This window comes from Haloferax namakaokahaiae (genome assembly GCF_042663225.1).
In the GTDB taxonomy this organism is placed as follows: domain Archaea; phylum Halobacteriota; class Halobacteria; order Halobacteriales; family Haloferacaceae; genus Haloferax; species Haloferax namakaokahaiae.
Genome location: NZ_JBHTAA010000014.1, coordinates 77363 through 98039, shown reverse-complemented (window position 1 = coordinate 98039; position 20677 = coordinate 77363). Strand labels below are relative to the sequence as shown.

Annotated in this window: 21 protein-coding genes; 15 read left to right on the top strand and 6 right to left on the bottom strand. The window is 50.2% G+C overall.

All coding sequences use genetic code 11. The annotated features are described in order from the left end of the window. The first annotated feature begins 287 nt into the window (after positions 1-287). The 5 genes from ACFQJC_RS17585 to ACFQJC_RS17565 all read left to right on the top strand — a co-directional run bounded on the left by ACFQJC_RS17585 (position 288) and on the right by ACFQJC_RS17565 (position 3854). Positions 288-779: a hypothetical protein gene (locus tag ACFQJC_RS17585; protein ID WP_390225918.1), complete on the top strand. Its 492-nt coding sequence runs from the start codon at positions 288-290 to the stop codon at positions 777-779. A gap of 111 nt (positions 780-890) precedes the next feature. Next, positions 891-1418 carry a winged helix-turn-helix domain-containing protein gene (locus ACFQJC_RS17580; RefSeq protein ID WP_390225916.1) on the top strand — a complete coding sequence of 176 codons (528 nt, stop codon included), beginning with the start codon at positions 891-893 and terminating at the stop codon, positions 1416-1418. Next, the gene (locus tag ACFQJC_RS17575; protein WP_390225914.1) at positions 1419-1868 is read left to right on the top strand and encodes a toxin-antitoxin system TumE family protein; all 450 of its coding nucleotides are present in this window, start codon (positions 1419-1421) and stop codon (positions 1866-1868) included. It abuts the gene before it with no gap. A gap of 81 nt (positions 1869-1949) precedes the next feature. Further along, a complete protein-coding gene (locus ACFQJC_RS17570; RefSeq protein WP_390225912.1) occupies positions 1950-2879 on the top strand; it encodes an ImmA/IrrE family metallo-endopeptidase in 930 nt (309 codons plus the stop codon). Positions 2880-3110: 231 nt separating this feature from the next. Beyond that, complete coding sequence (locus ACFQJC_RS17565; protein WP_390225910.1) at positions 3111-3854, top strand: type I 3-dehydroquinate dehydratase; 744 nt, start codon at positions 3111-3113, stop codon at positions 3852-3854. Positions 3855-3896: 42 nt separating this feature from the next. Here the strand turns inward: ACFQJC_RS17565 and ACFQJC_RS17560 are convergent, their stop codons facing one another. Next, positions 3897-4610: a type I 3-dehydroquinate dehydratase gene (locus ACFQJC_RS17560; RefSeq protein WP_390225908.1), complete on the bottom strand. Its 714-nt coding sequence runs from the start codon at positions 4608-4610 to the stop codon at positions 3897-3899. Between the two features lie 388 nt (positions 4611-4998). Between ACFQJC_RS17560 and ACFQJC_RS17555 the strand changes: the two genes are divergently transcribed. Together ACFQJC_RS17555 and ACFQJC_RS17550 are read left to right on the top strand one after the other, a co-directional pair. Beyond that, positions 4999-5535, top strand: a complete 537-nt coding sequence (locus tag ACFQJC_RS17555; protein WP_390225906.1) for an adenine nucleotide alpha hydrolase family protein — start codon at positions 4999-5001, stop codon at positions 5533-5535. Beyond that, positions 5532-6485, top strand: a complete 954-nt coding sequence (locus ACFQJC_RS17550; protein ID WP_390225904.1) for a homoserine dehydrogenase — start codon at positions 5532-5534, stop codon at positions 6483-6485. Before ACFQJC_RS17555 ends, ACFQJC_RS17550 begins: the two co-directional genes overlap by 4 nt. A 160-nt stretch (positions 6486-6645) precedes the next feature. Here the strand turns inward: ACFQJC_RS17550 and ACFQJC_RS17545 are convergent, their stop codons facing one another. Both ACFQJC_RS17545 and ACFQJC_RS17540 read right to left on the bottom strand, forming a co-directional pair. Next, complete coding sequence (locus ACFQJC_RS17545; RefSeq protein WP_390225902.1) at positions 6646-7944, bottom strand: TRAP transporter large permease; 1299 nt, start codon at positions 7942-7944, stop codon at positions 6646-6648. After that, complete coding sequence (locus ACFQJC_RS17540; RefSeq protein WP_390225900.1) at positions 7937-8416, bottom strand: TRAP transporter small permease; 480 nt, start codon at positions 8414-8416, stop codon at positions 7937-7939. Before ACFQJC_RS17540 ends, ACFQJC_RS17545 begins: the two co-directional genes overlap by 8 nt. A gap of 231 nt (positions 8417-8647) precedes the next feature. Between ACFQJC_RS17540 and ACFQJC_RS17535 the strand changes: the two genes are divergently transcribed. Then, positions 8648-9148 (top strand): VOC family protein, encoded by a 501-nt coding sequence (locus ACFQJC_RS17535; RefSeq protein WP_390225898.1) that lies wholly within the window; start codon positions 8648-8650, stop codon positions 9146-9148. A gap of 94 nt (positions 9149-9242) precedes the next feature. After that, entirely contained in the window at positions 9243-10193 is a 951-nt protein-coding gene (locus ACFQJC_RS17530; RefSeq protein WP_390225896.1) for an alpha/beta hydrolase, read from the top strand. Between the two features lie 5 nt (positions 10194-10198). Here ACFQJC_RS17530 and ACFQJC_RS17525 read toward each other — a convergent pair whose 3' ends face one another. Then, complete coding sequence (locus tag ACFQJC_RS17525; RefSeq protein WP_390225894.1) at positions 10199-11440, bottom strand: aminotransferase class V-fold PLP-dependent enzyme; 1242 nt, start codon at positions 11438-11440, stop codon at positions 10199-10201. Positions 11441-11600: 160 nt separating this feature from the next. Between ACFQJC_RS17525 and ACFQJC_RS17520 the strand changes: the two genes are divergently transcribed. After that, entirely contained in the window at positions 11601-12545 is a 945-nt protein-coding gene (locus ACFQJC_RS17520) for an MBL fold metallo-hydrolase (RefSeq protein ID WP_390225892.1), read from the top strand. Positions 12546-12809: 264 nt separating this feature from the next. Here the strand turns inward: ACFQJC_RS17520 and ACFQJC_RS17515 are convergent, their stop codons facing one another. Continuing rightward, positions 12810-13919 carry a TRAP transporter substrate-binding protein gene (locus tag ACFQJC_RS17515; RefSeq protein ID WP_390225890.1) on the bottom strand — a complete coding sequence of 370 codons (1110 nt, stop codon included), beginning with the start codon at positions 13917-13919 and terminating at the stop codon, positions 12810-12812. A gap of 159 nt (positions 13920-14078) precedes the next feature. Here ACFQJC_RS17515 and ACFQJC_RS17510 point away from each other — a divergent pair, with 159 nt between their 5' ends. From ACFQJC_RS17510 to ACFQJC_RS17490, 5 genes are all read left to right on the top strand, one after another. After that, positions 14079-14750 (top strand): MBL fold metallo-hydrolase, encoded by a 672-nt coding sequence (locus tag ACFQJC_RS17510; protein ID WP_390225888.1) that lies wholly within the window; start codon positions 14079-14081, stop codon positions 14748-14750. Between the two features lie 129 nt (positions 14751-14879). Next, the gene (locus ACFQJC_RS17505) at positions 14880-15659 is read left to right on the top strand and encodes an IclR family transcriptional regulator (RefSeq protein ID WP_390225886.1); all 780 of its coding nucleotides are present in this window, start codon (positions 14880-14882) and stop codon (positions 15657-15659) included. A gap of 749 nt (positions 15660-16408) precedes the next feature. Beyond that, entirely contained in the window at positions 16409-17401 is a 993-nt protein-coding gene (locus tag ACFQJC_RS17500; RefSeq protein ID WP_390225884.1) for an NAD-dependent epimerase/dehydratase family protein, read from the top strand. A gap of 104 nt (positions 17402-17505) precedes the next feature. After that, positions 17506-18420: an NAD-dependent epimerase/dehydratase family protein gene (locus ACFQJC_RS17495; protein WP_390225882.1), complete on the top strand. Its 915-nt coding sequence runs from the start codon at positions 17506-17508 to the stop codon at positions 18418-18420. 19 nt (positions 18421-18439) lie between these two features. Continuing rightward, complete coding sequence (locus ACFQJC_RS17490) at positions 18440-19465, top strand: zinc-dependent alcohol dehydrogenase (protein WP_390225880.1); 1026 nt, start codon at positions 18440-18442, stop codon at positions 19463-19465. Positions 19466-19518: 53 nt separating this feature from the next. Here the strand turns inward: ACFQJC_RS17490 and ACFQJC_RS17485 are convergent, their stop codons facing one another. After that, positions 19519-20562, bottom strand: coding sequence for a zinc-dependent alcohol dehydrogenase (locus ACFQJC_RS17485; protein WP_390225878.1), 1044 nt, complete (start codon positions 20560-20562; stop codon positions 19519-19521). Positions 20563-20677: the final 115 nt, after the last annotated feature.

Sequence of the window (20677 nt, the reverse complement as noted above, 5' to 3'; positions counted from 1 at the left end):
TTTGAACTACCGATCTCCGGGTTATGAGCCCGGCGGAATCTCCTGGCTATCCCATCCCGCTACTACACCAAAACTGGTTGCTAGGGGTAAGACTTGTGTTTGGATCCGTGTCTGTCAATACATCTCGAACCGGGTGTCTCCTGCGTCTTGGTAGGGAATTCGATCCACCTGAGTCCGTCTATGCAACCATTCATCGTGAGATTTTGTTGGCGCCGGCGATGGGTGCCGGCGTAGCTGGGTCGTAAACAGTCTGAGAACGACTCAGAGCGCCAGCGAGGTAACAAAGAATGCATCAAGTGATCTATGCACTCGTAGAGGCATCGACGACAGATGAGGCACTCGTAGCGGGGCGAAGTGTGTTTAATCGACTCGTGGGTATTTCACCCGAATACGGGGCCGTTTTCGACTACTACGTGACGTTCGACGACGATTCGACGAGTATTGCTGGAAAAGCACGTTGGGGAGAACTACCCATCGCGGAACCAAGAGGTTCAGACAGTGGCCAAGAGTTGCTTGAACGTGGCTGGGAGGCGACGAAACAAGAGTTCGAACGGAACCTTGAGCGAGTCCGAGAAGGCATTCAGGAATTCGATATCGAGGCAATCATGCGTGACGAAGAGTTGATTCGACACGCCTGCCATAATCTTGGAGCGTACCGAGGTCCATCTGTATTTCTTTACGACGAGTTTGCTGATGGAATTCGATACCGGGAACAACTTGACCGAATCCTTGAAACCGACAACCAGATTTGGATCGTTCCAGCCGATGTCCATTACTGAGATAGCAAAGTCCCAAGCACGGCTTTTTCCAATTCCAATCGTTCATGCGCCGATTCTCAAATATCTGCAAAAACACAAAGATATATTGGGGCCAAGCGCTTACTGCAAAGTATGACTGAGTTTGACCCTTCACCTAACTCTGACTCCTCTCGGCGAAGGTGGCAAGAGGGAACAGATACGTTTGGTCGTGTCTACGATGTTGCTTTGGGTGTTACGTCGCCCACCGCGTACACTGACATCGCAGAGTTAGCGGACTGCTCACCCAACGCTGCGAAAAAACATCTTGATCGACTCGCTGAGATGGGAATTGTTCGAGCAGATAGAGACAGTCGACCGGCTCAGTATGAGCGGAATGAGGGGTATCTGGAGTGGCAAGACGCCAGTCGAATTGCAAATGACCTCTCTGTTGAAGAGATCATTGAGCGTGTGAAGGCGCTCGAAGTGCAACGGCAGGAGTACGAGGCACAATTCGGGACCACGGATCCCAAAGAGGTCGAGGTGTTCGACGACGGAGGCCACAAAACGATTCACGACCGCATGACTGCGGTCAGTGAGTGGCAGGGAATGATTCGGGATATTCGGCTCTACGAACTCGCTCGCCAACTCTCGCAAAACGACGGGCATCTCATCCCAGCCTAAATGAGTCCACCATCTGAAGACTCAGAACCCAACTCAACTGGGCCTCCAGACCGTCAGACTCTGCGATTGCTTGAGCGACATCTCGCGTCGGATTCGCTTGTAGCGGAGACTGAGTTCGACCCGGACTCCTACGAACCACGACTCCTACACGCATTGCTCGATGCTGGGCAGTATCCTGAGTCAATTGCAGCAGCACGACTCGACATTCGGTGGTTCACAACTGGCGACTTCTCGGTTCATTACGTCGAAGAGCATGATGATGAGACTTTGTGGGAATGCCGCTGGGACCGTCACCCCAACAGCCACAACTCAAGATTGCACTTTCATCAGCCTCCGGATGCAAAGGATGTCACTGACCTCACCCTCTCTTCACTCCATCCTCTCGAAGTGTATTCGACTGTCCTCACAGCTGTTGACCAGCGGCTTGAGTCGCTGTGGTCGAATCAATGATTGTGAGGTAGACGATAACTGAGATTTTATCTTCCCAAGGTGGATGCGGGGCATTTCCTAAGAGATGTGCCGTGTGTACTGATGTCTACGACTGATGAGCCTGTGGTGTCATTTGCTGATTCTGACACCCGACACGACGAGATGCACAGCACGATCACTGAATGGGTTGACGACCTCGTAGAGGCCGTCGAAGACGCTCAGACGAGCGAGGAGTTCCAAGCCTGGTTAGATGTCCAAAGCCAGTTCCACGACTACTCGTACCGCAACACGCTCTTAATCAAACAGCAGTGTCCTGAGGCAACGAGAGTTGCAGGCTACCGGACATGGCAGAACGAGTTCGACCGACACGTTAAGGGAGGAAAGAGTGCGATTTGGATTTGGGTTCCAATCATAGCTAAGCAGTGCCCAAAGTGCCAGAACTCGCTGAGCTACCACGAGAACAGTGACTGTGAGTATGACAAGGCACCACCCGAGGAGTGGTCGAAGGGACTAGTTGGGTTCAGACCCGCACCGGTGTTCGACGTCTCTCAGACAGAAGGTGAGGACCTCCCGAATCTCGATACTAGTGCGGAAGGTGACACAGAAGCGCTTTTTCCGGCCATGCTGGACGCTGCTGAGGATGTCAGTGTCGAGGTGGAACTTGTTCCGGATAAAGAATGGAAATACGGTGATGCGAAGGGTGTATGTCGAGAATCACCAGACGGTGAATTCCCACTTGTCGAGTTACTCTGCCGAGACAATGACGCTGCAGCGGCGTCGACATTAGTCCACGAGTACGCTCATGCACTTCTCCACGTCGGCGTTGACGACGACACTGAACGGTCGAAGCGTGAAGTCGAAGCAGAAGCGGTAGCATACATTGTTGGGAGGCAGTTTAGTCTCGACATGGATGGTTCGGCGTTCTACCTCGCAACCTGGGAGCGTGATGATGCGGACGTGATCCGGGACCGACTTGCGCGGATTAGCCGAACGAGTCAAACACTAATCGAGTACATTGAGAGACATCGGTGATTAACCAACAAAGCTTGACAGTGTGGTCTTTTGTTGGTTAAGGCTACCAGTTTGATTGAGGACACAGTTGAACAACTGGTTCTCCGGAAACAGTGGGGTCTCAGATTCGGATATCAGCGGTTAGTCTGAAATGTGACTGTTGATCTCTTGCCATTAGACGCTTAGTCTGAGGGTTGGCGATTATCTCATGTGTATCGAACCTTTTTATGCTTCGACCCTATATGGTATACCATGAATTTGGACGGGTTCGTTCTCGCTGCCACAACAAACGATCTGACACGTGAGCCCCAAGTCAGAGATGTGGCAGACGTCCTTGAATTTCGGATGGACAAAGCCGAGGATCCGATAACACAACTTTCAGAATACGACGGCGAACTATCGATTATTGCAACAAACCGGGCACATTGGTTTGGAGGTCAGGCTTTGGATACTGGTCGATTGGACCGATTATTCACTGCATCGGAATTCGATGCTGTCGAGATGGTTGATATTGAGTTAGAGACCGCAAGAGGGAGTCAATGGGTGATCCCAGAGTTTCGGGATAACGGTGTTGAGATTATTATCTCGTTCCACGCTTTCGAAGATACACCAGATAAGGAAACGTTGGACGCAATCTTTGAGCAGTGTGCACGCTACGGAGATATTGCGAAGGTTGCGACGTATGCGGAAAATAATGCTGACGCGCTCAGAATGCTCCAATCCGTACATACCTCAACGAGTAAAGGAATAGATGTTGCTGGAATTTCAATGGGTGAACTTGGTAGTCATACGAGAGTAGTAGCTCCCCTCTACGGATCGAAGATTGGCTATGCACCACTGAAGTCAGATAAGAGTGAGTACGCACCTGGTCAGATACCGATTCACGACTTGGAGTCCATGATCAAGACGCTGAGTGTGTCTGATCAGAAAGACATCCAGGTTTCAGATATTGATGAGGCCAAAGCAGATATTCAAAGTGTTACAACAACAGATTGAGAATCTGGGCTGAACCCTCCAAAGTAATTTGCGGGCGTGTATCTATTCTTCTCTCACCATTGGATTTGTGATCTTCTCATGGAGAGTAGTCGTCTTCTCAGTTTCCTGTATTAGTTCTGAAACCTTTTTCAACGAGAATTGAGAAAGAGACTCTGTCTTTTTACTTTCCGTCAGTGGAGCATAAATCAATTTAGAGCCGTATGAGCTTGCAATGACTTGGGTATGTCGCCCTACTTCACCCAAACAAGCCCCACCGATTACTACTCCATCTTGGGTTGCCTCAGATAAGGCAGTAAGAAGTGTGAGTGCATCTCTTTGTTCGCTGGCCATTGTCTCTAGATACACGATATCACCGTACTCTGCAGCCTCGTTGATGATTGAATGTAGAGTTGAGAGATCAGGTGTCTCAGTATGGTTTCGGTAAGATATGACAATTTCAAGCCTGTCGTCTTGGATTGATGGAATGATGGAGTCGTTATCTTTTACTAACTCATATTCAAGGTCAACTGCTTCTACTAAGTCGGTATCTACCGCAGATTTGAGAAAATGCAGGTCCCCTTGGTTATCGTAATGGGAATCATCTTCATTGGTCCAACTTGTCAGGATAACTGGGAGCTCACCACTGTACTTTTCTAAGTTGGACACCTCCTCTTGGCTGGATACGTGAAATGCGATTGCATCGGCATACGAAAAGCCATCCGTTACACTCTGAATATCACGGGTGATTCCCGCGAGAACAAGCTCGGTGAACTCCATGATTTGTATTTCCACTCCGAGCCTAAAAAGGTTATAGCAGTCACAATATCCTCTTTCCAATCTGTGGCCCATATCTGTTCATATGTCCCATTTGTATTGTAACTCCCCGAGTGTATGAAATATGGAAATAGTGACGATTGGTCTTTGTTGTTGGATATTTATCCCAATATGTTTGCGTAAAGTTTTTTTAAAAGGTTTTTATTGGACAAAAAGGAAATAGGGATGTCCGTTTCTAAATTCAATACATCCAATTATAACTCGACATAAGCAGGGATGTCTGTGAATTTAGATGGCAATCGTTCCCGTTGGATATGACTTATATAGTATTAAACGGCAGATTGTGGCACAACCAATGCCTACACAAACTGTGGGCTGAAATCATCACGCAATGAATGAAATGAGCATGGAAACGCACACACACACAATTCGATTGGAACTTGTCGACGAGCCGGGTGAACTGTTCAGAGCACTTCAACCAATTGCTGACAATGGAGGTAACCTCCTCTCAATATTTCACGAAAGGGGAAATATAACCCCCCGTGGACACATACCAGTAGAAGTTGATGTCGAGGCCACTCCGGAAAGATTCAAAGAGATTGTAGCTGGTCTCCGTGCTGAAGGTATCAATGTCGTACAAGCTGGCGCCGAGCGGTATAGTGAATCTCTCACAATGATACTTTACGGACATCTTGTTGATACAGGCCTTTCAGACACTTTGAAACGAATCCGTGAAGAGACAAATACCTCGATTACTGAGCTTTCACTCTCAGCACCTCAGGGCACTCACGATATTTCGAGTGCACGGCTTAGGGTGGCGACAGCAATGGGTGAAGTCGATAAAACGATGCAGGTCGTCCGTCAAATTGCGGATGAGAAAGATCTTCGGGTTATCGAGCCACACAACATTGGGGGTGGCAACAAATGAAGCTTTCAATTATTGGAGCCGGTACAGTTGGTTCGCGTGTCGCTGAACTCGCAGATTCCTATGGTCATACAGTCACTGCAATATCAGATTCTACCAGCGCCGTAACCGATGCATCTGGAGTGGACGTCCACGCTGTACTCGAAGATAAGAGAGAATCTGGGACAATAGGTAATGAAGAATCAGAATCTGCTCTTGAGGCAGAATATGACTGCCTCGTCGAGGTGACTCCATCTACACTCGGTGATGCCGAGCCTGCTTTCAATCATATTGCGACGGCTCTCCGACGCGACCGCCACGTAGTCCTTGGAAATAAAAGTCCAATGGCACAACGCTATCGTGATGTCCGAGAACTTGAGGAGAACAGTGCTGGTGAAGTCCTGTTCGAGGCAACTATCGGTGGACCGATACCCGTTCTCTCGACGATTCACGACGTCGGTCCGGATCGTGTGATTAGTATAAAAGGTGTGTTTAACGGGCTAGCCAATTTCATTCTTTCTCGCATGACTGCTGAAGGATTGGGATACGAACATGTACTCGCTGAAGCGCAGGACCTCGGAATTGCTGAGGTTGACCCCACATTTGATGTCGAGGGGACCGATACTGCACTCACCTGTAGTATTCTAGCAAATGTTCTTGCTGAGTCAGATACGGAGTTCACAGTCGACGATGTTAGTATTGAGGGCATTACCGAAATCCCCGGGAGTGCCCTCAATTTGGCTCGAGAAGACGGAAAGACGGTTCGCTTACTAGGCGAAGTCCGCGATGGACAACTTCGAGTCGCTCCTCGTACAGTTCCTCAAAATAGTCCACTCGCAGTAACTGGCCCACAGACGGTAGTTGAGCTAGACATTCAGGACGCCGGTCAGGTGAATGTCACAAGTTCTGCAGCGACAAGCACGGAAGTAGCGTCAACGATCCTTACCGACGTAAACCGACTCGAAAGGCAGTAACTCCACTCATTGTCTCTAAAACTTTAGAACCCCCTTCACTGGCTTCAGAGTCACCTGCTTCTCTCGATTTGTCAATTTGTGTCGATAGAAGGTATCACCATCAAAAACACGTCCACTGTAACCCGATTGATTCAAGGGGAATAGTTCCAGAACGCGACCCTCAGAGTAGACCGACAGCTCTGGGAAGCGCTAAGGCGATACCAGGGACTACGATGACCAAGAGAAGTACAATTGCCAGCGGAAGATAGTACGGAATCATGGCACGCATGACTTCGTCTAGAGATTCATCAGTAATCCGTTCGAGTACGAACAGGATTAGACCGAATGGCGGAGTAATGAGGCCATACATGAGCGTCAGTACCATTACAATTCCGAAGTGAATCGGGTCAATTCCTAATTCGGGGTACAGTGGTGCTAACATCGGGACCATAATCAGGAGGACCGCAGTTCCCTCCATGAACGTCCCTAGAACGAGGAGGATCAGAGACAAGGCCAGCATTGTAATTACCGGACTCGGAGAGAATCCAACAATAGCGTCCCCAATTAGTGCTGGTATTCCAGCAAGCGTAAGCCAATAGGCATATAGATTCGCAAATCCGAAAATGACGACGATACTAGCTGTATCCTCGAAGGTATCCTTTCCGACGTGATAGAGGTCAGTCAAGGTAATAGATTTGTAGAACAAGAACCCGAGTAAAAGCGCATAGACAACTGCTACGAGGGCTGCTTCGGTAGCAGTGAAGAATCCACCAAGGATACCACCAATAATGATACCTGGAGCAAGAAGTCCAGGAATTGATTTTACGAAGGTCTCGAACAGCCTCGAGGCACGGAACGATTTCCCTCCAGGCCACTCGTGCTTCCAGGCTAAATAAAAGATGGTCACCATCATGCTGAGGGCAAGGAGAAGCCCAGGGACGACACCAGCAATAAAGAGAGTGCCAATTGATTCCTGGGCTAGCACAGCGTAGATGATAATTGGGATACTTGGCGGAATGATCGGGCCGATAATCGCGGATGCACCAGTGATACCAATCGCAGACTTGCCATCATAGTCGTTCGATGTCATTGCCTCGTACTCGACGGTACCAATACCAGCGGCATCGGCTACTGCGGATCCGCTCATTCCGGAGAAGATCAGACTGACGACGACATTCACTTGCGCAAGCCCGCCACGTAGTGGGCCGACGAGTTCTGTAGCAAAGTCGAACATGTCGTCTGTGATTCCTGTTTCGTTCATTATTCTCCCTGCTAATAGGAAAAATGGAACTGCCAGGATAACCCAAGAGGTCATTCCTGCCCAGACACGTTGTGTGAGTACAGTAAGGTTCAACGGTGGCCCGATGGGCAAGAGCATAATCACTATGACCGTCACACCTAGTGAGTAGGCAGCAGGGATGCCAATCGCGTAAAACAGCATCAGCAACCCGATAAATGCCGCTAGTAACAGTTCAGACATTTGCTTCTCCTTTGATTACTTTAAGTCTGTCACGCGTGTCGATCAACACGTACACAAAGAGGAGTGCGAAACTCAGTCCGAGGAACATAAAGCCCCAACCAACTTTGAACCAGCCAATCATGGGGAGACCCACGTCTCCTGTGACATTATTTGCGAGGTAGGACGACCACACCATGATAACTGAGAACGCTAACAAGATCACATTTCTTAGTAAAAGAAACGAATCTGTACGTGTCGTGATTCGTTGAAGAACTGGGAGAAACGAAATGTCTGAGTCGTGTTTAAACAAGTACGGTAACCCAGCGAGTGTCAAGAAAGCAAGGAACGTCCTCGCCACCTCAAACGTCCAATTTAGGTTAATTGGGATTCCGACGTACCGGTTGAGGATCTGTATTATTCCGACGAGTAGGATTATTCCTAGCAGTGATACCCCTACTGCTATTGAGAGCTTATCAAACCAATCCTGAGCCATAAATAACCACACTCAATCATCCATTATTAAATCTTTGCTCTCGGAACATTCGGTTAGACCCTCTAACTCGCTCGATCTCAGGGGTAGTAGATTCTCGCGTGGGCAACATTCTGAATGAAGGCGACACCCTGTATGGAAGATGTGGTCTAATCCTGTTGTTTCCTCAAACAACTCTTCATCTGCAATAGAATAGCCCCCAAAGTATTTGTTGGATCTGTGCCTCGAATAATCATGATCGAAAAGCCATATCCACATAGTCTAACTCATATCGGTATCACAGTCTCCGATATTGAGGAAGCGATCGACTGGTATCAGGACGTCTTCGGATGGTCACTTCTCAAAGGACCTCGTACTGCGACCGAAAGAGACGGCTACGGAGGCAAACGGGCTCTTGATGTCCTCGGTGAATTTTCTGAGATGAGGGTCGCCCATCTGATTACGGGAAACAAGATCGGGATCGAGTTCTTCGAATTTTCTGGCACCGAGGGGTCGAATACTACCGATATCAAGCAACCCGGATTCTTTCACGTTTGCGTCGTCGATCCAAACGTCGAGGAACTTGCCGAAAGAATCGACGAGAGCGGAGGAGAACATTACTCGAACATATGGCGGTTGCATGAGGAAGACGAAGACCACCTGCTAACGTACTGTAAAGACCCCTACGGAAATCTGATCGAGATATATTCGCACAGCCATGAACAGATGCATCTAGCCGGTCCCGACACACTATGAGTACGGGTCACATCGTAAACCAGAACCAAACCGGCTACGATAGACAGGGCCAGGCGAGATGGCGAACCGCTTGCATCAGTTGTGAGGTACATCTATGACTCGCGACCGGCACCCGTCACGAGAGGTTCGAGAGTTGATTCATCATCTCGAGGAAAATTCCCAGCCCTTAGACGCACTCTCTGTCGAAGAGGCTAGACAGCAGCAAGAGAGTTCACTGACGGGCAATTCTGACGTCGAACGGGTCGAAGCCGTTCGTGACAGAGAAATTGAGGTAGCCGAACGCGAGATCCCGATTCGGATTTACAAACCGATGAGTGAGGGACCACACCCCGTGGTAGTATTCTATCATGGAGGTGGTTGGGTACTAGGTAACATCGATACTCACGACGCGCTTTGTCGAGTACTGACCAACACCGCGGACGCCATCGTAGTCTCAGTTGAGTACAGGTTGGCTCCGGAGAATCCGTTCCCAGCAGCCATCGAAGATTGCTACGAGGCGGTCGTTTGGGCTACAGAAAACGGCGAGTCCATCGGGGCCGATCCTAACCGGCTCGCCGTTGCTGGCGTCAGTGCCGGCGGGAATCTGGCTGCTGTGGTCACACAGGTGGCAAGAGACGAGGGATACCCCGATATCGACTATCAGGTCCTCATGTGTCCTGCCACTGACTTCTCCTTCGAAACAAAGTCGTATGCGGAAAACGGAGAGGGATACCTGCTCTCCGATTCTGACATGCGATGGTTCTGGAGACACTACCTTCCACATCCTCTCTGTGGTAACAATCCGTATGCATCCCCTCTCAGGGCGTGTGACTTTTCCAAGCTTCCCCGGGCAACTGTTCTAACAGCAGGGTTCGATCCGCTTCGAGATGAGGGACGGCGGTATGCTGAGCGTCTTCGCAGGGCTGGTGTGGCTGTTCGATATCGAAACTACGAACAGATGATTCACGGGTTTATGAGTCGGCTCAACGGGCCAAGAAAACTCTCGCCCGCGCGGGATGCAATAGAGGACGTGGGGTGTGACTTACGGGATACTTTTGGCAACTAACCCGCTCAGTGAAAGATTTCCCTCGCTTCATGAAGCACGTCGACGAGTACGTCGATTTCCTCATGAGTATTGTAGATATAGAACGAAGCCCGGGCAGACGCTGGGACACCGAGCGTCCCATGAAGTGGTTGTGTACAGTGATCGCCTGCACGGATCGCCACGCCATGCTCATTGACGATCGACGAGAGGTCGTGGGGATGGATGCCCTCTACGTCGAACGACACGAGACCAGTACGGTCGTTTCCTGGCGGCCCGAATATCTCGACATCATCGCATCTGGCGAGCTGGTCGTAAGCGTACTCGGCTAGCGATTCCTCGTGCGATTGAACTCGCTCCATGCCAATATCCGAAAGATACTCGCATGCTGCAGCAAGCGCAATCCCTTCACAGATTCCGGGTGTCCCCGCCTCGAACTTCCAGGGGAGGTCGTGCCAGGTAGAATCTTCGTACTCGACTTTCCTGATCATACCGCCCCCATAGAAGGCAGGTTCGATCTCCTCAAGGATCTCCTTCTTGCCATAGAGAGCTCCGCTACCTGTAGGCCCGCACATTTTGTGTCCTGAAAATGCGAGGAAATCGGCGTCTAAAGCGCCCACGTCGACAGGACGCGTTGGAACCGACTGTGCGCCGTCGACGAAGAGATAAGCACCGTGGTCGTGAGCAATTGCCGCGAGTTCGTCCACGGGGTTTATCGTTCCGAGGGTATTCGAGACGTGGGAAACGCTGACGAGTTTCGTGTCGTCGGTGACAAGGCTCTCGGCCGCTTCCATATCGAGATATCCTTCATTTGTGATTGGGATATATTTCACCTCGGCGCCAGTACGTTTACACATCTGCTGCCAAGTGACGAGAGAAGCGTGATGTTCCATCTGCGTAAGGACAATTTCATCGCCAGGACCTAACTCGTTCATGCCCCACGAGTACGCCACGAGATTCTGGGCCTCAGTCGTGTTTTTGGTGAAGACTATCTCTTCCCTACCGTCTGCACCAATGAAATCAGCCACTGTGTCGTGGGCTTCCTCATACGCGATAGACGCCTCCTGGCTAAGTGTGTGAAGGCCCCGGTGGATGTTGGCGTTGTACTGTGTGTAGTAGTCAACAATGGCTTCGATGACCTGTTGTGGCGTTTGGCTCGTCGCGCCGTTGTCTAAGTAAACTAACTCGCTGCCACCTATTTTGCGGTCAAGGATAGGGAAGTCCTCACGGATAGCCTCGGCATTGAGTGTATCAGGTGCTGTCCGGTCCATAACCCGTCTTTTGAGCGAACTATTATACACGTTTTCCTCTGGGTGCTAAATTGCCTCTCTTCTGCGAGATGCACCGTCGAAGGTCACTATCTATGGATTTTCACTTGTGGGGCCACCCACATGCTATATTACGTTGGTGGTGGAAATTGCGTACGACCCAATGTTCGCATCGAATCCAGTACAACTCAACCCTACGCTGTCCGAACCCATTCATCTCACGTGGTGGGGTGCAGGAACGTGGGAGATCGATATCGACGGGATCACAATCGCAGTTGATCCATATCTAAACCCAACTTCGGGCGTCGATTACGCACTTGTCACCCACGAACACAATGACCACTGCCACGCACCGACGCTTCGCACCTTGCTCGATGACGGTCTGGAGGAATTAATCGTTTCACGGCCCTGTCTGTTTGACTCGGAGCACTGGTTTGCTTCGCCGGAGTTGCCACTACTGGATGAATTCGACCCCACCGTTCTGTTCCCGAAGTACTACCAGAAGACAATGATCGGTGGGGAGCGAAATGACAAGCCCAAGTGGCAAGAGTCAACAGGACCCACTCAGGTACCATCCGAAATTGAGTTCGGCCCCGTCCGTATAACGGCGGTCGAAGCACCTGGTGAAGAACCGAACATCTCTGCACCACACGAAATTATTGGTCCCGTGGCAAACCTAGCATATCTCATCGAGGACACCCGGAACGATTTCACAATTCTAGCCCTCGGGGACATCCGTACACCCTACCCTGAAATGCTCGAATTTGCCGACGAGGTTGATATGGTTCTGTACCCACTCGGAAAACCCCTGAGTAGGCATGATGATCCACTCGAATATCAAATAAAAACCGATATGCTCTTTCTCGACCTCCTGCAACCCGATTACCTTATCCCGGGTCATTACCGCCACGAAGGAGATTATCCGGTTCCCAAAGCATATGACGAGACCGACACGGACGAATACAAATTCCTTATCGGCCATGGGTTTCCCACGGTCGAAAACCCTAATCGGTACATAGAGAAACTTCGTGACACAATCGCCGAAACTCCCTCTGTTCAGACGGAAACCTTCCCGATTCGTGCAGGGAAGCAGTACACGATAGAGTAATCCCTTAATTTGGTTTCAAGTGGAAAACTACTTTTCACATTGTCTTACGGGTCATGTAGTTGCCGTAATCACTATCGACCTGCCAGTCACTTCGGGAGAAGTCCACTCTGTTCACCTGGACTGAACAGCAAACGACTACTGTCACTCCACCGAGTGAAGCGTAAAAGAACGCAATCAGTAGCCCACTTGCAGGGCTAACATGATGGCACGTGATTTGCTTTTGGGAGTTTTATTTGTTCGTTGACGTTGGTGTAACCATAGCACTTAGGCTAGGTCCAGTACGTTATTGATATCAGCTGCCCACTTTGACTCGGAGAGTTCCTCAAGAGCTGGCATTCCTGCATCGACGAACGCCTGACGATCGATTTCATCTCGTTGGATGATAGTGGCACCCTCGTCTCTTGCCTGGTCGTAGAGTTCCTGCTCGTTGTCCCTGATCGTCTGCGTGATATTACCTGTGGCCTCTTCGATAGTCGACATGACCAAGTCCTGATCTTCCCCGCTCAGCCCTTGGTAGAAGTCGTCGTTGAGGATGAAGTGATTCACGCCAAGGAGGTGGTTCGTGACCGAGAAGTGGGATTGAACCTCATAAAGGCTCGTCGACATGAACTGAGCAATCGGTCCTTCAGAGGCATCAGCGACACCAGTCTGAAGCGCCGAGTATAATTCGTCGAACGGGACCGGTGTGGGCTGGGCGCCAATTTCGCCCCAGACACTCGTCCACGTCTCGAACTGTGGTAGTCGAAGCTTCACGTCTTGAACGTCCTCTGGGGTCTTGACCGGGAAGTTACTCGTGAAGCCGCGGTTCCCCCAGCGGAAGGAATCTCCAAGTCGGAGACCGTTTTCCATAAGAATACCGTTCAGCCCGTCTTCGGGCATCAGGTACTCTTCTTGGACTGCCTTATAGTGGTCCATGTTCGCGATGACGAACGGGTCGCCCGCGAAGGAGTACTCCGGAGCGAACCGCTGTGCCATCGTCGGTGGGCTTTCACTGACGATGTCTACAGTTCCGGACTCCAGCGCACTCATGTTGTCTTCCGACCCACCCAGCGTGGCAGCTTGGAGGTTAACAGAGATGCGGCCATCAGTCTTCGATTCGATTTCATCGATGAAGTGCTCCGAGATCGCCTTCACCATGATATTCTCTGGCGGTTGAGTTGTAGCCAAGTCGATAGTGACTTCCTCGCCACCGGATCCGCCAGAATCAGTTTGAGTGTCGTCGTTACCGCCACTACTGTCTCCATCAGTCGTGTCGTTGCCACCTCCACTGTTGCTGCCGGTACACCCGGCCAGGCCGACGGTCCCGACACTGAGTGCGACACCACTCCGCTTCAAGATGCTTCTTCGAGTTGCAGGCTGCTCTTGTTGAGCCATGACTTGTCCGGTGTGCCAATCACTATTAAACATTTTGATTGATAATGACTATCATGCGTTCAAGTACACTAATTGGGGGACTGGCGACGGTCGCAAACCCGACTGTAAATGGGTCTACCGACAACTTTACAAATTAATTCGGTAAACGAACATTCGCATATGAGTCTGAGCGAAGTAACCGAGGGTATCGACCAGGTACAGTTCGAGCACGTGCGTGTGTTGGTTCTGAAAAACGTTCCCGAAGGGAAGACGACACTAATTGACACGGCGTTCGATGAAAATGGGAAGGAGCTAGTCGAGATCCTTAAAAACGAATATGGATCGATCGATCGGGTTATTATTACGCACGGAGACCACGGTCACCACGGTGGTCTTAAACACGTAGTCGATGCGTTCTCGCCTGAACTAGTCATGCCTGCTGACGAGTCGAAGCTCTACACGCATCTCGAAGAGGAAAGTTTCGAGGTCGGTCCAGATGTCGCATACGAAGATGATGATTTGCTGGAGGGAAACATCCGAGTAATTCAGGTACCGGGACACACTGAAGCGACCTCCGCGTTGTTACTTGAGGACCGCGGTATCTTGATTTCGGGTGACACTCTGGATGGATCTGACCGTGGCGGGCTCCCGGATGGATACCTCCTTCCACCGCCAGCGTTGTTCAATGACGACCACCGAGCAGCGGAGCTAAACCTCTACAAACTACTCGAGTACGACTTTGATACGCTCCTCGTATTCCACGGCTCCCACGTCTTCGATAATCCGAAACAGAAACTTGACGACTACCTCGTAGAGCGGGAATGGAACGAGTGGGATCCTCGAACGGACTAGGCCTCAACTCTCTCATTTTGGCGACGTACAACAGTAAACAGAGGGCTCTCGGTTCTTAGTTGAGAGTATCGTTTCAACACTGTTGAATTATTCAACATACTTATTGAATAGGACATCGATGTTTATCTAATGGACGAGACCAACACGAGCGAAATAGACGGGCGCCAATTGAAGAGTGTCAAGCGTGCATTCGAGATCGTTGACTACCTCAGAACCGAAAGCAACGCCACACTCTCGGAGATATCGACGGCCCTCGATTTGCCCATTAGTACGGCCCACATCTATCTGTCAACACTCGTCGAGAGTGGATATGTGATAAAAGAGGACAAAGAGTACCACTGCAGTCTCCGGTTCCTCGAAACTGGTGGTGAGTTGCGGGATCGGATGTCTCTGTTTCAGGCCGCTAAGGGCGAGGTGGACGACTTGCAGCAAGAATATGGGGAAAACGCGAACGTGGGAACCATAGAAAACGGGTATATGGTACAGCTCTACAAGTCTGAGCATCGGGATTCGATCGACGACAATGCTCCACTCGGGTGTTACTTACACCTCCATCAAACGGCGACCGGAAAATCAATTCTCGCACAACTTCCGGAAGACGAAGTGGACCGAATCATCGACCTGCGCGGACTCCCCCAATCCACCGCTTCGACGATAAAATCACGAGAAGAGCTCAAGCAGGAACTCGAGCAGATCAGGGAACGCAAATACGCGATGAACAACGGGGAACATTTCCCCGGTGTCAGGGCAGTAGCTGTACCTATTGTCCCTAACAACGAGTCTGTAGTCGGTTCAATCAGCATTAGTGGTCCACTGAGCAGGATGGGTGAAGACCGAATCAAAGAAAAGTTGGCACCATCTCTCTTCAATAAGCGGAACATCATCGAGCTGAAACTAAGCCAGAGATAAGCGTCCTTAAATCCCATATTTGCTATAACTGAGACTTTCCGTGTTTTTCGGGGAGCATCTCTTCCTACGGCCGATCACCCGAACAACATTGTTGATTTATTGATGCTCTTCTCATCCGTTTCCGCACGTACCCATAGCCGTGTTTTCAATTTCGACTATATTGAAACTAGTAGCGTTTTCATTATGGTATCGAGGAAACCAGCGCGAATTGCGCAAATTGGACGATGGCCCTTGTATAGGGACTAAGATGCACATGTGAAACCGTTATAGAACTCGGGTTATGGCCATCCAGGATACGCTGTGTTACAATACTACATCTGTAATAGAACGAGTTTAGCCTTCGATATTACTGAAACAGTGGTTGTCCCCTGACCGTTATATCTCCAAATTAGTATTTTCAAGCGTTTCAATGGCTTAGCGACAATAGATCTCCTTACTGAAAGCACCACTATTATTAATTTCAATTGTCCTCACAATCCTATCTTTACATTAAATTACATTCGTACATTTGTAATGTTTCTATCTGCCCTGTTTCAACACTGTTGAAATTGGATTCTCTGGCTGAGGAAGCTATTCTACTTCGGTGCAGATCGTAGCTCGTCGCCAACGTGAGAGATTGAATCCCCCTAAGATTACCTGTCAATCTGTGTGGGTTTAGATTTGGAATATTCTTTGTCCGTCTTTCGTGCACTGAATCGGCTCAAGCAAAATTATTTATTGTACAAGATTACATTCAACCTATCGCAACTATGGATACCTATCTCATTACAGGGGGAACGGGATTAGCTGGAAACTACGTAGTTCAAGAATTGGTCGAACGTGGGTACAACCAAGAACAGATTATTGTCTATGACCTATATCCAAATGAGAATACAATCAAGGGCATCCATGACGATGTCACATTAATTCGGGGGGACGTCACTGACACGGACCAACTAAACGATACGTTCGAACAGTATGAACCTGACAGAGTGATTCATCTCGCGGCCTACGTGGCCCACAAATCGTGGGAGAATCCTGCGGAAGCAATCGGCGTCAATTGCCTAGGGACCGCCAACGTCTTCGACGCAGTACGCGACCATGGGGCCACAACCTGTCTATTTGCGAGTTCCGCTTCGGTGTACGGTACAGTAGACGACTACTACTGGATGGACGACCCCTTCGTCAACGAAAATGACCCCGTCAAGATTCGGAATCCCTATGCAGCAACTAAGTACACGAGCGAGGTATTGGGGCGAACATACAATCAAAAATACGACCCGAATTTCGTGGGTATTCGAATCGGTGGTGTCTGGGGCCGTGGCCGAAAGGTGGGTGCGACTGGAAGCCTAAACGAATTTATCCGGAAAGCAGGCCTTGGGCAAAACGTGAAGGTTCCACCGTACTGGATCCAGTGGGACGGAATAAACCTCTCGTATGGGAAAGACCTCGGTCGGTGGTTCGTGAACGTCGTGGACATGAACTCGTTCAATCACACGGTGTATAATCAGGGAAACAAAGAGTCGTACAAGTTCAACCGGATTGTTGAGACGCTTCAGTCGCTCTCTCCAGAGATTACCATCGACTACCCAACAGTGGAAGAGCTAGACCAGTGGGGAGACGATTTGGCGAACCCGAAACTCGATTGTGGCCGGTGGTACGACGAACTCGGGTTGACTCAAGAGTGGAGTGTGGAGGACGCAGTGCTCGATTTCGTGAATTACCACCGTCGTAAGGAGGGACTTCCTGAAAAACACCCCTGACGGCCAAAGATATTCAATTCAATCGGAACAATCGGACGCACCGGTCAATCGAGTTGAGAGTGTGAGTAAATATAAATATGAGTAGCGTATCGGTTTTGACGACGATGAGTAAGCTACGTGTGCTAGTCACTGGACCGTTCGGTGAAGCAGGGGAAGCAATTCTGAACCATCTCTACGACGAAGATAAGTATGAGTTCACTTTTTTGAATTTAGAGGACCACCCAGAGTACGAAACTCACGTTGCCGACGTCGCAGATTACGATGCTATGCGACCGGCTTTCGATAACCAAGACGCTGTAATCCACCTCGCTGCTCAGTCAGATGCAGGCGCGGACTTTCGGGATGTTATCGAACCGAACATAATCGGGACGTACAACGTGCTCAAAGCGATGAATGACGCCGAGGTAGAGACGCTTATTTTTGCGTCCTCTCAGAGAGTCATGGGTCTCTACGAAGAGGACCACGCACCGGAACTTTACGAAGAGGACTACCCGAGCAAGTTCGATCCCCTCCGACTTACCCACGAAACGCTACCAAAGCCCGATGGGTACTATGGTGCTTCAAAGATGTTCGGAGAGCATATCTGCCGTAACCACGCCCGAAGAGAAGGTGCGCCGAACCAAGTCTACGCACTCCGGATCTCTAGTGTCCGTACTGAACGCTACGATCATCCGTATGGTGATGCAGAACGGGGTGTCGAACGGGGCGAAGAGCACAAAGTCGAAGAAGGTGAGGTCTGGGACCAATCGCAGACCGGATCTTGGGAACGTGGCAGTGAAGATTACGAGAGGATGGTAAAGCGCATGAAGGCAACGTGGACCTCACAGCGTGATTTCGCTCATCTGCTTGAATGCTGCCTCGAAGACGACTCCGTCATTTTTGACGTGTTCTACGCAGTTAGTGATAACGCCGCTCGTTGGTTCGGTACCGAACACGCGAAGGCAGTCCTTGGCTACGAGCCGAAAGATGACGCATCAGAGTGGGACAGTCCCCCAAAACCCACGAATACGGCGGAGTGAATGGGTTGACCTCTATAACATGAGAGCAATCGTTCAGACCGGAACAAAATCTGTCGAAGTTCGTGACATCGAGCGACCCGAGATCGGCCCCAACGACGTTTTAGTCGACGTCAAGTACGCGGGAGTCTGTGGAAGCGACGTCCATGCCTTTCTACTGATGGACGGCTTCGAATGGATTCAGGTTCCCCGCATCATGGGGCACGAATACACCGGTCACGTTGTCGAAACAGGAGAGGAAGTCACACGGTTCCAACCCGGCGATGCTGTCGTAGAAGCCCCAATTCATCCGTGTGGAGAGTGTCATCAGTGTGAAATCGGAGAGATGAACGTGTGTCAGAACACCACCATCACCGGAATGCATACCGACGGTGCCTTCACAGAGTTCACGAGTGTTCACGAGGAGCATCTCATCAAAATCCCCAACAGTATTCCGACGAAACATGCAGCACTAACCGAACCTCTAAGTATTGCAGCACGGTCGGTATACGATCGCTCAACAGTCACACCGGGGGACACGGCCATTGTTCAAGGACCGGGACCAATTGGTGTGCTGACGGCAGCCGTCCTTGACTCGATGGGGGTCGATGTCGTACTCTCTGGAATTGAGAAAGATACCAAGTATCGGCTCCCGCTAGTCGAGCAACTCGGAATCGACACGATAATCGCTCAAGAAGGCACCCTACCAGAGTTTGTCGATTCATATACAGACGGTATTGGAGTAGACACGGTCTTCGATACGACTGGTCACAAGGTTGGAATCGAAAATTCGGTCGACCTCGTTAGAAAGGGAGGCGAAATCGTGATCATCGGACTTCCCGGTGAAGCGAGCGAATTGTTCTTCTCACCGATCGTCCGTGCGGAACTCGATATAAATGCTGCATATGGCGCAACGAAAATGAATTTCAAACAGTCACTGAGGACGTTGGAAATGGGCAACATCGACGCAGAAAAAATCATTGACACTCGATATTCGGCGGACAACCCATCCACGGCATTCAATGACTTCCGAGCTGGAAAAACCTGTAAGCCGATGTTCTCGTTCTAACCAAGTACGGTCAGATTCGTGTAAGTGCCCGCAGACGCTAACTCAATCCCCAATCAATCTTCGATTTCCGTGACGTCGAACACCGGCTTGACGGTTTCGCCCGACTGGAACGACCTTATTGCCTTCTCGGCATCGAGTAAGGAGAATCTCTCGTCGATAATGGCATCTGCATCGATGGCACCAGAATTCAGCATTCTGAGTGCGCGTTCGAAGTCTTCGTACGTCGCACTGTAGGAACATTGTATATCGATTTCCGACCGAACGAGAGGAACGTACGACATCTTCGTCTCCCCAGTCTGACCGATCAGGACGACTTGGCCTCCTTTACGCACTGATTGGACGGCGGTCTTGAGACCAGATGGATGTCCTGTCGTGTCGAAAACGACGTCGAAACCTATGGTATCAGTGAATTCATCTCGACATTCGGCAATATCCTGACTCGAAATGTCTATGGTTTCGAATCCTAACTCTCGGGCGAGTGGAAGTCGATATTTTGTATCGCGTCCGACACCGGAGACGACAACGTCGCCCCCCTGTGCGGCAGCGACTTGGGCACTCAAGAGGCCCATCGGCCCTGGGCCTTCGACGAGAACACGGTCACCAGGTGAGACACGCGAGTTCGTGATTACCGCACGGGTCGTAATTGCTGTTGGCTCGATAATCGCTGCATGTCTAAGATCCATGGTTGCCGGGACGGGATGAAGGACATCTGCAGGGACACAGATATATGGTTCGTAGGCACCATCGTGGTCTATTCCAGTTAGTTCAGGTTGCTGGCAGATGTTTGGTTCACCAACCCTACACTGATAACAGTCGCCGCATGGCCGTATCGGTCGTTCCACGACCGCGTCGCCCGGTGAAAAAGTCGTAACGTTCGAACCAACCTTTCTGACACGTCCGGCATACTCATGACCAATTACCGTCGGTGGATTCATCCGTTCGAAGGCACTTTTGAATTCGTAAATGCCGACGTCACTGCCGCATAAGCCCGCGTATTTGACCTCTACGAGTACGTCGTCGGGCCCCGGCGTTGGTGTTGGCCGTTCGATGAGTTCTAGAGAGCCCTCCTGGCGGGCGACTTTAGCTAGACCACGCATGGAATACCATGCTACACTATTCTGTAAAGGTCTGTCGTTCTCGGAAGGAATCGTACGAACACTTCTCAGAGGTAGCTACCAAACTGTAATCGACCCACATTATCGATAGTTTGAA

Bases quoted from the DNA above. Each gene is read 5' to 3' on its own strand.
- ACFQJC_RS17585 (WP_390225918.1), top strand. From the start codon at position 288: ATGCATCAAGTGATCTATGCACTCGTAGAGGCATCGACGACAGATGAG.
- ACFQJC_RS17580 (WP_390225916.1), top strand. From the start codon at position 891: ATGACTGAGTTTGACCCTTCACCTAACTCTGACTCCTCTCGGCGAAGG.
- ACFQJC_RS17575 (WP_390225914.1), top strand. From the start codon at position 1,419: ATGAGTCCACCATCTGAAGACTCAGAACCCAACTCAACTGGGCCTCCA.
- ACFQJC_RS17570 (WP_390225912.1), top strand. From the start codon at position 1,950: ATGTCTACGACTGATGAGCCTGTGGTGTCATTTGCTGATTCTGACACC.
- ACFQJC_RS17565 (WP_390225910.1), top strand. From the start codon at position 3,111: ATGAATTTGGACGGGTTCGTTCTCGCTGCCACAACAAACGATCTGACA.
- ACFQJC_RS17560 (WP_390225908.1), bottom strand. From the start codon at position 4,610: ATGGAGTTCACCGAGCTTGTTCTCGCGGGAATCACCCGTGATATTCAG.
- ACFQJC_RS17555 (WP_390225906.1), top strand. From the start codon at position 4,999: ATGAATGAAATGAGCATGGAAACGCACACACACACAATTCGATTGGAA.
- ACFQJC_RS17550 (WP_390225904.1), top strand. From the start codon at position 5,532: ATGAAGCTTTCAATTATTGGAGCCGGTACAGTTGGTTCGCGTGTCGCT.
- ACFQJC_RS17545 (WP_390225902.1), bottom strand. From the start codon at position 7,944: ATGTCTGAACTGTTACTAGCGGCATTTATCGGGTTGCTGATGCTGTTT.
- ACFQJC_RS17540 (WP_390225900.1), bottom strand. From the start codon at position 8,416: ATGGCTCAGGATTGGTTTGATAAGCTCTCAATAGCAGTAGGGGTATCA.
- ACFQJC_RS17535 (WP_390225898.1), top strand. From the start codon at position 8,648: ATGATCGAAAAGCCATATCCACATAGTCTAACTCATATCGGTATCACA.
- ACFQJC_RS17530 (WP_390225896.1), top strand. From the start codon at position 9,243: ATGACTCGCGACCGGCACCCGTCACGAGAGGTTCGAGAGTTGATTCAT.
- ACFQJC_RS17525 (WP_390225894.1), bottom strand. From the start codon at position 11,440: ATGGACCGGACAGCACCTGATACACTCAATGCCGAGGCTATCCGTGAG.
- ACFQJC_RS17520 (WP_390225892.1), top strand. From the start codon at position 11,601: ATGTTCGCATCGAATCCAGTACAACTCAACCCTACGCTGTCCGAACCC.
- ACFQJC_RS17515 (WP_390225890.1), bottom strand. From the start codon at position 13,919: ATGGCTCAACAAGAGCAGCCTGCAACTCGAAGAAGCATCTTGAAGCGG.
- ACFQJC_RS17510 (WP_390225888.1), top strand. From the start codon at position 14,079: ATGAGTCTGAGCGAAGTAACCGAGGGTATCGACCAGGTACAGTTCGAG.
- ACFQJC_RS17505 (WP_390225886.1), top strand. From the start codon at position 14,880: ATGGACGAGACCAACACGAGCGAAATAGACGGGCGCCAATTGAAGAGT.
- ACFQJC_RS17500 (WP_390225884.1), top strand. From the start codon at position 16,409: ATGGATACCTATCTCATTACAGGGGGAACGGGATTAGCTGGAAACTAC.
- ACFQJC_RS17495 (WP_390225882.1), top strand. From the start codon at position 17,506: ATGAGTAAGCTACGTGTGCTAGTCACTGGACCGTTCGGTGAAGCAGGG.
- ACFQJC_RS17490 (WP_390225880.1), top strand. From the start codon at position 18,440: ATGAGAGCAATCGTTCAGACCGGAACAAAATCTGTCGAAGTTCGTGAC.
- ACFQJC_RS17485 (WP_390225878.1), bottom strand. From the start codon at position 20,562: ATGCGTGGTCTAGCTAAAGTCGCCCGCCAGGAGGGCTCTCTAGAACTC.